We start from the raw sequence: 11,476 nt of genomic DNA, 5'->3' as shown, positions 1-11,476 counted from the left end.
CCCCCTCGCCACAGGTCACTCCCACAGGGATGGTGTAGCTCTTTACTGACCGGCATGGCTTGCGCGGTTGCAAAAACCAGGCGAAAACGCCAGTTTTAACTTCACCCTTGTAGACCGTCTTGCCCACCCCCATATTGGGGCGACTGACGCGTGAAGGAATCCAACTTGAGCGAACTTCTCAACCGCCGCCTGGCTCTGCTCGGCGAGCGCGCTAACCTCTCTCTGCTCGAACAGTGCCTTCACGGCATCGAACGTGAATGCCTGCGCGTGACCGGCGAAGGTCGCCTGGCGCAAACGCCGCACCCGGAAGAATTGGGTTCCGCGCTGACCAATGAACAAATCACCACCGACTATTCCGAGTCGCTGCTGGAGTTCATTACCCCGGCCCTGCCAGACCCAGCCGATACGCTGGCGAGCCTGGACAAGATTCACCGTTTTGCCTACAGCAAGCTTGGCAACGAGTTTCTGTGGAGTCCATCGATGCCGTGCCCGCTGCCGGCCGAGGAAGACATCCCGATCGCCTATTACGGCACGTCCAACATCGGTCAGCTCAAGTACGTCTACCGCAAGGGCCTGGCCCTGCGCTACGGCAAGACCATGCAGTGCATCGCCGGGATTCACTACAACTTTTCCCTGCCGGAAAAGCTCTGGCCACTGCTTCGCGAGACTGAAGGCTTTGTCGGCACCGACCGCGATTATCAGTCGTCGGCCTACATCGCGCTGATCCGCAACTTCCGCCGCTACAGCTGGCTGCTGATGTACCTGTTCGGTGCTTCGCCTGCGCTGGACGCCGGTTTCCTGCGCGGTCGTTCGCACCAGTTGGAACAACTGGACCCGGACACGTTGTACCTGCCATACGCCACCAGCCTGCGCATGAGTGACCTGGGTTACCAGAGCAACGCCCAGGCCGGTCTGACGCCGTGCTACAACGACTTGGCGAGCTATACCGATAGCCTGCGCAAAGCGGTCGCCACACCGTATGCGCCGTATGTCGAAATCGGCACGCATCAGGACGGTGAGTGGGTTCAGCTCAACACCAACATCCTGCAGATCGAAAACGAGTACTACTCCAACATCCGCCCGAAACGCGTGACCTACACCGGTGAACGGCCGATTCAGGCGCTGGTGGCCCGTGGCATTCAGTACGTCGAAGTACGCTGCCTGGACATCAACCCGTTCCTGCCGATGGGTATCGACCTGCCAGAGTCGCGCTTCCTCGACGCGTTCCTGCTGTATTGCGCGCTGAACGACAGCCCGCTGCTGACCAATACCTCGTGCGGCAACGCGACCTCGAACTTCCTCAGCGTGGTCAAGGAAGGTCGCCGTCCGGGCCTGCAACTGCAGCGCGACGGTCAACCGGTCGACCTGAAGGAATGGGCCGGCGAATTGTTGGAAAAAATAGCTCCGCTCGCGGCGCTGCTTGATCAAAGCCATGGCGGCGATGCCCACAGCAAGGCATTGGATGCGCAACTGGCCAAGGTCAAGGACCCGTCCCTGACGCCATCGGCCCAAGTGCTGGCGGCGATGGCCGAGCACAAAGAAAGCTTCGCTCAGTTCTCCCTGCGTCAGAGCCAGGTGCATGCGGAGTTTTTCCGTAGCGAGCCATTGAACGGCGAAGATCAGGCCAGGTTTGAAGAACGCGCGCGTTCCTCGCTGGCTGAGCAAGTGGAGCTGGAGCAGAACGAAGTCGGCGATTTCGATGTGTTTGTCGGGTCGTATCAGGCAAGCATTCTGTCGATCAGTAACTAACCTCTGAAGGTCCTTCGGACCTTTTCGCGGGCAAGCCTCGCTCCTACAGGTTCGGGGTCGAGTCACAAATGGGTGACCGACACAAACTGTAGGAGCGAGGCTTGCCCGCGAAGGCCGCACCGCGGTCTCCCTTAGAATTTTCCGCTCATAAGCTCATTCGAAAAAGTTATTTATTTTCGAATTCTTAGATCATTTAGTCTCCTTTTCACGCCGACTCTCGGTCGCCTGACAAGGAGCTTCTCAATGAAACTGAATTTCCCTCTTCGCCTGCTGGCGGCCGCGTCTCTGGCTGCGGCGAGTTTCTTTGCCCAGGCCGCCGACGTTACGGTCGCCTACCAAACCACCGTTGACCCGGCGAAAGTCGCCCAGGCCGACGGCGCTTACGAAAAAGCCACCAACGCCAAGATCGACTGGCGCAAGTTCGACAATGGCGCCGACATCATCGCCGCCATCGCCTCCGGTGACGTGCAGATCGGCTACCTCGGTTCCAGCCCCCTGACGGCGGCGATCACCCGCAAAGTCCCGGTAGAAACGTTCCTCATCGCCACGCAGATCGGCGCCGCTGAAGCCCTGGTCGCCCGCGACGGTTCCGGGATCAAAACCCCGCAGGACCTGATCGGCAAGAAAATCGCTGTGCCGTTCGTTTCCACCGGCCACTACAGCCTGCTGGCCGCACTGAAGCACTGGAACATCGACCCATCGAAAGTCACCGTGCTCAACCTTGCCCCGCCAGCCATCATTGCCGCGTGGAAACGCGGTGATATCGACGCCACTTACGTGTGGGACCCAGCCCTCGGTGTCGCCAAGGAGAACGGCAAAGTGCTGATCACCTCCGGTGAACTGGCCAAGTTCGGCGCGCCGACCTTCGATGCCTGGATCGTACGTAAAGACTTCGCCGAGAAGCACCCGGAAATCGTCACCGCGTTCGCCAAAGTGACCCTGGACGCCTACGCCGATTACCGCAAAGACCCGAAAGCCTGGCTGGCCAATCAAAGCAACGTCGACAAACTGGTGAAACTCTCCGGCGCCAAGGCCAGCGACATTCCGTTGCTGCTGCAAGGCAACGTCTTCCCGCTGGCGGCTGATCAAGTGATTACCCTCGGCGCGCCGACCACCAAGGCCATCACCGACACCGCCGCCTTCCTCAAGGAACAAGGCAAGGTCGAGGCCGTGCTGCCGGACTACGCCCCTTACGTCAGCGCCAAGTACATCACCAACTGATCGGGAGTTAACCGCAATGGCTTTGCTACAGCTGGAGCGCATCAGCGCACAGTACCCCGGCAGCCCGGAACCGGTACTGGCGGATATTTCCCTGAGTCTGGGGCCCCAGCAATTGCTGGTCGCCCTCGGCCCGTCCGGCAGTGGCAAGACCTCGCTGTTGAACCTGATTGCCGGTTTCGTCGAGCCCAGCGCCGGGCGCATCACCCTTGACGGCGTGCCGGTCAAAGGCCCGAGCGCCGAACGCGGCGTGGTGTTTCAGGACGACGCCCTGCTGCCTTGGCAGGACGTGTTGGCCAATGTCGGTTTCGGTCTGGAACTGGCCGGCATTGCGCGGGAAAAACGTGAACTGCGCGCTCGGGAAATGCTCGCACTGGTGGACCTTTCCGGCTTCGAAAGTCGCCGCATCTGGCAGCTCTCTGGCGGCCAGAAACAGCGTGTCGGCCTGGCCCGCGCGCTGGCCGCCGACCCGCGCGTTTTGCTGATGGACGAACCCTTTGGTGCCCTCGACGCCTTCACCCGCGAACAGATGCAGGAGCTTCTTCTGCAAGTCTGGCAGCGCACCGCCAAACCGGTATTCCTGATTACCCACGACATCGAAGAAGCGGTGTTCCTCGCCACGGATTTGATTCTGCTGGCGCCGAACCCGGGGCAAATCGTCGAACGCCTGAGCCTGGATTTCGGCCAGCGTTACGCTGCCGGTGAGTCGGCTCGCTCGATCAAGTCCGACCCGCGCTTCATCGAAACCCGCGAACACGTGCTCGCCAAAGTGTTCTCCCAACGCAGCACCGCCCAGCGGCAGGAGCGCGCATGAGCAGCTATCAAATTCCCGTCGTTGCGGTGAAACCGGGTTCGACGGTCATCCCGCTACGTCGCAGCCTCAGCACTCGGTGGATCAGCCTGCTGACGCTGGTGGCGCTTGTTGTCATTTGGTGGGCCGTCACCGCCACAGGGATGATCGAACCGCTGTTTCTGCCGCCACCGTCCGCCGTGCTGCAAAAAGGCTGGCTGCTGGTGACCAGCGGCTACATGGATTCAACGTTGTGGCAGCACTTGGGCGCCAGTCTCAGCCGTATCGGTCTGGGCCTTGGTTTCGCGGTGCTGACCGCTGTGCCCGTCGGCATCGCCATCGGCCACAACCGCATCGCTCGCGGCATTCTCGATCCGTTGATCGAGTTCTACCGGCCGATTCCACCGCTGGCTTATCTGCCGCTGATCGTGATCTGGTGCGGCATCGGTGAGCTGTCGAAAGTCTTGCTGATCTACCTGGCGATTTTTGCCCCGATCGCCATCGCCACCGCGACCGGCGTGCGCACGGTCGACCCGGCCAAATTGCGCGCCGCGCAATCGTTGGGCGCGACCCGGGTGCAGTTGATTCGCCATGTAATTCTGCCGAGTGCCTTACCGGACATTTTGACCGGTGTGCGCATCGGGCTGGGCGTGGGTTGGTCGACGCTGGTTGCCGCCGAACTGATCGCCGCCACCAGCGGCTTGGGATTTATGGTGCAGTCGGCCGCGCAATTCCTGGTCACCGATGTGGTGGTGCTGGGGATTCTGGTCATCGCCTTGATCGCCTTCGCCATGGAAATGGGCCTGCGCGCCCTGCAACGCAAATTGGTGCCGTGGCACGGCCAGGCTCACTGAAAAATCATCATGTGACAAACCCTGTGGGAGTGAGCCTGCTCACGAATGCGGTGAGTCAGTCACTGCGATGTTGCCTGAAAGACAGCTATCGCGAGCAGGCTCACTCCTACAAAAGCTCGGCACCCCGGATTGAAGAGAATCACCATGAGTAACCTGACCATCGTCCCCCTCAGCTCGGCCCTCGGCGCGCAAATCAGCGGCATCGACGTCAGCCAACCGCTGAACCTGGAACAGCGCGATGCCATCGAGCAGGCGTTGCTCAAGCATCAAGTGCTGTTCTTCCGTGACCAGCCGATCACGCCACAGCAGCAGGCACGGTTCGCTGCGAATTTTGGCGATCTGCACATCCATCCGATCTACCCGAACGTGCCGGAACAGCCCGAAGTGTTGATCCTCGACACTGCAGTTACCGACGTGCGCGACAACGCGATCTGGCACACCGACGTGACCTTCCTGCCGACCCCGGCCATGGGCGCGGTGCTGAGCGCCAAGTTGCTGCCGGAGTTTGGTGGCGACACGTTGTGGGCCAGCGGCATTGCGGCATATGAAGCGTTGTCCGCGCCGATGAAAGTCTTGCTCGAAGGGCTGACGGCGACTCACGATTTCACCCGCTCGTTTCCGCTGGAGCGTTATGGCAACACACCGGAAGCGTTGGCCCAGTGGGAAGAAGCGCGCCGCAAGAATCCACCGCTGTCGCATCCGGTAATTCGCACGCACCCTGTGAGCGGGCGTCGGTCGTTGTTCGTCAATGAAGGCTTCACGTCGAAGATCAATGAGCTGTCGGACGCCGAGAGTGAAGCGATTCTGAAGTTTTTGTTTGCTCATGCGACGCGACCGGAATTTACGATTCGATGGCGTTGGCAGAAGGACGATGTGGCGTTCTGGGATAACCGCGTGACACAGCATTACGCCGTGGATGACTACCGGCCGGCGCGGCGGGTGATGCAGCGGGCTACGGTGTTGGGGGATGTGCCTTTCTTCCGGTGAGCCGATAGCCCGATCGTTCCCACGCTCTGCGTGGGAATGCAGCCATGGACGCTCCGCGTCCACTGTGACGCGGAGCGTCACGGGAGGCATTCCCACGCGGAGCGTGGGAACGATCAAGTAGGGTCTTACTCAGCCGCCGAAGGCTTCTCCCAAAGATTGATCCCGCCTTCCTGGGCAAACCGGTCAATCTCCGCCAGTTCTTCCGCGCTAAAGCTCAGATTCTTCAACGCCCCGACGTTCTCGATAATCTGCTCCGGCCGGCTCGCACCGATCAATGCCGAGGTCACGCGCGGATCGCGCAACGCCCACGCCAACGCCAGTTGCGCCAGGCTCTGACCGCGACGCTTGGCGATTTCGTTGAGCCCGCGCACGTGGGCGATGTTGGCTTCGGACAAATGAGATTCCTGCAAAGAACCACCGCCCGGGCGATTGACCCGCGCATCCTTCGGAATGCCATTGAGGTATTTGTCGGTCAACAAGCCCTGCGCCAATGGCGTGAACGCAATCACGCCGGTGCCGAGTTCGTCGGTGACATCCAGCAGATCCTTTTCCACCCAGCGATTGAGCAAGTTGTACGCCGGCTGGTGAATCAGCAACGGCACTTTCCACTCTTTCAGCAGCGCCGCCATTTCACGGGTTTTCACCCCGGAATACGACGAGATGCCGATGTACAGCGCCTTGCCCTGCTGCACGGCGTTGGCCAGTGCACTGGCGGTTTCTTCCAGCGGCGTGTCCGGGTCGAAGCGATGGGAATAAAAGATGTCCACATAATCCAGGCCCAGGCGTTGCAGGCTCTGGTCGAGGCTGGCCAGCACGTATTTGCGCGAACCGCCGCCCTGGCCGTAAGGGCCGGGCCACATGTCCCAACCGGCCTTGCTCGAGATGATCAGCTCGTCGCGATACTGCTTGAAGTCTTCACGCAGCAAACGACCGAAATTGATCTCGGCACTGCCATACGGCGGACCATAATTATTGGCCAGGTCGAAGTGGTTGATGCCCAGGTCGAAGGCAGTGCGCAACAGCGAGCGCTGAGTGTCGATCGGCGTGCTGTCGCCGAAGTTGTGCCACAGCCCCAGGGACAGTGCCGGCAGCACCAGACCGCTGCGGCCTACGCGGCGGTAAGGGATAGAGTCATAGCGGTTTTCGGCAGCGGTGTAAGTCATCGAATCCTCTCTTGTCTGTCTTGAAGTTGGTATCGACTGCTTCGCAAGTTGCCCAGCATACGCCCAGACAAACGCCGATAAACCTCGGACTCGAGAAAATGCTGAAACGTTTCATAGATGATCGTTCCCACGCTCTGCGTGGGAATGCCTCAACGGACGCTCCGCGTTCGGCTCTTGATGGGACGCGGAGCGTCCCGGGCTGCATTCCCACGCGGAGCATGGGAACGATCAAGAACAGCGAGCAAGGTCAAACAGCCCCCGCAAACACCTCCGCCAACCAATCCACAAACACCCGAACCCGTGGCGACATGTGTCGGTTGTGGGGGTACAGCACCGAAACCGGCATTGGCGGCGGCGGCGTGTCAATGAGGACTTCTCGCACCAGACCTTGGGCAATCTGCGCTTCCATTCGGTAATGCGGACATTGGATCAGGCCGAGCCCGGCAATCGCCGACGCCGCATAAATTTCAGCACCGAACACTGAAACCGCGCCGTCGATAGCGACTTCCTTGAGCTCGCCATCGACCATGAATTCGAAGGGGAACAACTTGGCGGTGGTGCGCGAGACGTAGTTCACCGCTTGGTGGTGTTTCAGGTCTTGCAGGCTTGTCGGTTCACCGTATTTGCGCAGGTAGGCGGGGCTGGCGCAGGTGATCTGGCGCAGGTTGGCGATGCGTTTTCCGATCAGCGCCGAATCACTCAAGGTGCCGGCGCGCAGCACACAGTCAACGCCTTCAGCGATCAGGTCGACAAAGCGGTCAGACTCGCTGATGGACAGTTCGACGTCCGGGTAACGCTCCATGAACTGCGGTAATGCGGGGATCACAAAATGCTTGGCCAGGGTGCCATGCAGGTCAACGCGCAAGCGGCCTTTGGGCGAGCAGACGCGAAACGCCAGTTCGGCCTCTTCCAGTTCCGCCAACAGTTGCACACAACGCAGGTAGTACGCCTCGCCATCCAGTGTCGGGCGCACCTTACGCGTGCTGCGTTCGAGCAAACGCGTACCCAGCCATGCTTCGAATTGATTCAGGGTATGGGTCAGCGTCGCTCGCGGCAGGTTCAGGTCTTCAGCGGCCAGCGTGAAGCTGCTGCGCTCGTAGATCCGCACGAAGACCTTCATCGCTTTGACTTGATCCACGCGGGTCTCCTGGCGGTCGATTGTTGGCGATTATTGAACAGTCAAGGCAACTCTCGTGCATTTATCGGCCTGAGTAAACATGTGAATCTGGCTTCACCCCAAGCAAACACCTTCAAAAGGAATCCTCGCCATGACTACTAAAACTTCGAAAGTTGCCATCGTGACCGGCGCCTCCCGCGGTATCGGCGCAGTGATCGCCAGACAACTGGCCAGCGAAGGTTTCTCTGTCGCCATCAACTACGCCAGCAGCGCCACCGAAGCCTCAAAACTGGTAGTGGAACTGCGTCAGGCCGGGCATCAGGCCATAGCGGTGAAGGCTGACGTGGCCAACGCCGACGACGCGCGCCGGATGTTCGACGAGACCGAAACACAGTTGGGCAAGGTCGATGTGCTGATCAACAACGCCGGTATTCTCAAAGTGATGCCGCTGGCGCAACACACGGATGAACTGTTCGACCAGACCTTCAACATCCATGCGCGCGGCACCTTCAACACCTTGCGTGAAGCGGCGACGCGTTTGAACAGCGGCGGGCGGATCGTCAACTTCTCCAGCAGCACCGTCGGCCTCAACCTGCCGGGCTACGCGGTGTACATCGCCAGCAAAGCGGCGGTGGAATCACTGACCCAGGTGTTTGCCAAGGAAATGCGCGGACGCAACATCACCGTCAACGCATTAGCCCCCGGGCCGGTGGCGACCGAGTTGTTTTTGCACGGCAAGAGCGAAGAGCAGATCCAGACCTTCGCCAAAATGCCTCCGCTGGAGCGTCTCGGTCAGCCGGAGGACATTGCTCGCGTGGTGTCGTTTTTGGTTGGGCCGGATTCGGCTTGGGTCAATGGACAGATTCTGCGGGCTAATGGTGGATTGGTTTAAGCTGGTTTGCAGGCAGGCCAGACGCCTTCGCGGGCAAGCCTCGCTCCTACAGTGGTTGCGCGCAATCTGTAGGAGCGAGGCTTGCCCGCGAAGGCGGTCTTGAGGGCAGCACACATCTGAAGGGAGAACACGCACCATGCACACCACGATCATCATCACCTTCGGCCTGATCCTGCTGGCGCTGATGCTGTTCATCGGCGAGAAAATCGGCTTCAGCCGCCAGACCCTGGCCTATAGCTTTGTGGTGCTGTGGCTGGCCCTGACGCTGATCAACGGCGCGGTCGGCATGGTCACTGCCGGCCAGCCGTTGAGCACGGAACTGGTGGTCGGCAGCGCCGTGTTCGGTGTACCGGTGGCGGCGCTGGTGTTGTTCATGGTGTTGACCACCGAGACGTGAGTGTTCGATCAGCGCACCAAATGCAAAAACTGCATGTGCCGTTCGTACTGATCAAGGATGTCGTTGATGATCTGCTCCTTGGTGTAACCCACCAGATCGTAGTCCTGACTGCCCTCTGCAAGATGCACTTCGGCCCGGTAATAACGGCGGTTGTTGAGTTCCTTGGAACCCATGCCACCACGGGCAAACGATGGCGTGAAATAGCCACGCATCTGCACTTGATAGATAAACGGATGCTCCTCGCCGTGGCCGATTTCCAGGCTGACGTTGTCGTTGGCCGGGTCTGGCTGAGTGACCACGTTCAACCCTTTCTCGACGAACACGGCACTCACTTCTTCGATCGCCGGGCGCACCGTGGTATCGAGGAAGCGATAGACCTCATCGCGAGACGGGAAATGCACGGCCTGGGTCAAGCGCTGACGCCAACCGCCCCGCCGCGAGCCGGACACCGGCGCCAGGGAATGCAGTTGCGCGATCTGCTTCTGCGACTCCAGATAGAACGCCTTGTGCAGCCCCCACATCATCAGCAGCAAGATCATCGAGAACGGCAACGAAGTCAGCACCACCGCTGACTTCAGCGCATCGATGCTGCCGGAGAACAGCAACGCACTGGTCACCAGCGCCGTCATCGCCCCCCAGAACACCCGTAGCCATTTCGGCCCGTCTTCATCCGGGTTGCCGCCCTTGGCGGAGAGCGTCGACAGCACCACGGTGCCGGAGTCGGCCGAGGTGACGAAGAAGACGAAGCTGATGAACACCGTCACCGCGATAACGGTTTTGCTCCACGGGTAGGTTTCCAGCAGCAGGTAGAGGGTCATCGACGGGTTGTCGATGGCTGACATACCGAGGGCACTCATGCCGTGGTTGAGCACCTGGTCGATGGCGCTATTGCCGAAGATCGACATCCACGCCAGGGTGAAACCGAGCGGAATCAACAGCACGCCGAAGACGAATTCGCGAATGGTCCGGCCACGGGAAATCCGTGCGATAAACAGGCCCACGAACGGCGACCACGCAATCCACCAGGCCCAATAAAACACCGTCCAGCCGCCCAGCCAGTCGCTGGGTTTGTCGTAGGCGTAGAGATCGAAACTCTTCATCGGCAACGCGCCGAGGTAATCGCCGATGTTCTGGATCAGCGTGTTGAGCAAGTGCTGAGTTGGGCCGGCGAACAACACGAACAGCAGCAGCGCACAGGCCAATAGCATGTTGATGTCGGACATCACCCGCACGCCTTTGTCGACGCCGGACACCGCGACGAGGATCGCTGCGCCCATCATCAACGTGATCAGGCCGACCTGAATCCACTGGGTGTGGGCGATGCCGAACAGGTAGTCCAGGCCCGAGTTGAGGTGCAACACCCCAAAGCCCATGTCGGCGCCGAGGCCGAACACTGTGGCGATGATGCCGAAGCCGTCCACCGCGTAACCGATCGGGCCGTTGATGCGTTTGCCGATCAGCGGATAGAGCGCCGAACGCAGGGCCAGTGGCAGGTTGTGGCGGTAGGCAAAGTAGGCCAGCGCCATGCCGACAAAGGCAAATACGCCCCAGCCATGCAGGCCCCAGTGCAGAAACAGAATCTGCATCGCCTGACGCGCCGCATCCGCCGTGCCGGCCTCGCCTTGTGGCGGTTGCGCCAAGTGGGTCAGCGGTTCGGACACGCAAAAGAAGAACAGCGTGATGCTGATCCCGGCGGCGAACAGCATGCCGGCCCAGGACAGGTAACTGAATTCGGGCTCGTCGTGGTCGGCACCGAGCTTGATCTTGCCGTAGCCGGACAAGGCGGTGACCACCACGAAGACCAGATACAGCGTCATCGCGAGCATGTAATACCAGCCGACCGTGTTGGCCGCCCAGTTTTGCGCTTCCAACAGCCAGGCGCCGGCCTGTTCAGGCATGGCGATGACGACAATGCCGAATAGCAGAATGAACGTCGCCGCGAAATAAAACACCGGCGGATTCATGCGGACCTGGCCGCTAGGAGGGAGGGACGATGCACTCATGAAAGGCGCACCTCAAGGGGGTGAAACAGGGCAATCAATAACGGACTCGGCAAAGGCAAGCCTCCTGTTGTGAGCGGGCAGCAAACCGGCGGTTTAACTTGAATGAGCGTTCAAGTTAAACATGAATAGGGTGCTAAGGACTAATCGCAAGGCTCGGCGGTACGTTCTGTACGCTAGCTCAAGGATGGGTATGACGGGGGATTTGGAGGATTCGTTCAGCGGCAAATTAGCTAAATGCCAGTATTTCGGCTCGGCCAGAAACCATTCGCGGGCAAGCCTCGCTCCTACAGGTTTTGTGTCGAACGA

10 protein-coding genes are annotated in these 11,476 nt (G+C 60.2%); 7 read left to right on the top strand and 3 right to left on the bottom strand.

The window, feature by feature from the left end:
- Window positions 1–165 precede the first annotated feature (165 nt).
- The 5 genes from gshA (at window position 166) to tauD (ending at window position 5,598) form a co-directional block, all read left to right on the top strand.
- Complete coding sequence (gshA, locus tag ACIQV9_RS18655; protein WP_403104352.1) at window positions 166–1,749, top strand: glutamate--cysteine ligase; 1,584 nt, start codon at window positions 166–168, stop codon at window positions 1,747–1,749.
- Window positions 1,750–1,992: 243 nt separating this feature from the next.
- Window positions 1,993–2,970, top strand: a complete 978-nt coding sequence (gene tauA, locus ACIQV9_RS18650; protein WP_219093226.1) for a taurine ABC transporter substrate-binding protein — start codon at window positions 1,993–1,995, stop codon at window positions 2,968–2,970.
- A 16-nt stretch (window positions 2,971–2,986) separates the two neighbouring features.
- Window positions 2,987–3,781, top strand: a complete 795-nt coding sequence (gene tauB / locus ACIQV9_RS18645) for a taurine ABC transporter ATP-binding subunit (RefSeq protein WP_403104350.1) — start codon at window positions 2,987–2,989, stop codon at window positions 3,779–3,781.
- Entirely contained in the window at window positions 3,778–4,611 is an 834-nt protein-coding gene (gene tauC / locus ACIQV9_RS18640) for a taurine ABC transporter permease TauC (protein WP_403104348.1), read from the top strand. Before tauB ends, tauC begins: the two co-directional genes overlap by 4 nt.
- A 144-nt stretch (window positions 4,612–4,755) precedes the next feature.
- Window positions 4,756–5,598: a taurine dioxygenase gene (gene tauD / locus ACIQV9_RS18635; protein ID WP_403104346.1), complete on the top strand. Its 843-nt coding sequence runs from the start codon at window positions 4,756–4,758 to the stop codon at window positions 5,596–5,598.
- Window positions 5,599–5,723: 125 nt separating this feature from the next.
- Here the strand turns inward: tauD and mgrA are convergent, their stop codons facing one another.
- On the bottom strand, window positions 5,724–6,761 hold the full coding sequence (gene mgrA / locus ACIQV9_RS18630; protein WP_403104344.1) for an L-glyceraldehyde 3-phosphate reductase: 1,038 nt from the start codon (window positions 6,759–6,761) through the stop codon (window positions 5,724–5,726).
- Between the two features lie 247 nt (window positions 6,762–7,008).
- Entirely contained in the window at window positions 7,009–7,899 is an 891-nt protein-coding gene (locus ACIQV9_RS18625) for a LysR family transcriptional regulator (protein ID WP_403104342.1), read from the bottom strand.
- Window positions 7,900–8,029: 130 nt separating this feature from the next.
- On the opposite strand from ACIQV9_RS18625, the gene ACIQV9_RS18620 reads away from it, so the two are divergent.
- Window positions 8,030–8,770 (top strand): SDR family oxidoreductase, encoded by a 741-nt coding sequence (locus tag ACIQV9_RS18620; protein ID WP_403104340.1) that lies wholly within the window; start codon window positions 8,030–8,032, stop codon window positions 8,768–8,770.
- A gap of 136 nt (window positions 8,771–8,906) precedes the next feature.
- Window positions 8,907–9,167 carry a hypothetical protein gene (locus ACIQV9_RS18615; protein WP_403104338.1) on the top strand — a complete coding sequence of 87 codons (261 nt, stop codon included), beginning with the start codon at window positions 8,907–8,909 and terminating at the stop codon, window positions 9,165–9,167.
- An 8-nt stretch (window positions 9,168–9,175) separates the two neighbouring features.
- Here ACIQV9_RS18615 and betT read toward each other — a convergent pair whose 3' ends face one another.
- On the bottom strand, window positions 9,176–11,131 hold the full coding sequence (gene betT, locus ACIQV9_RS18610; protein ID WP_403104502.1) for a choline transporter BetT: 1,956 nt from the start codon (window positions 11,129–11,131) through the stop codon (window positions 9,176–9,178).
- Window positions 11,132–11,476 lie beyond the last annotated feature (345 nt).

The organism is Pseudomonas sp. NPDC099000, from assembly GCF_044759925.1.
Classification (GTDB): Bacteria; Pseudomonadota; Gammaproteobacteria; order Pseudomonadales; family Pseudomonadaceae; genus Aquipseudomonas.
This window is presented reverse-complemented; position numbering and strand designations above follow the sequence as displayed.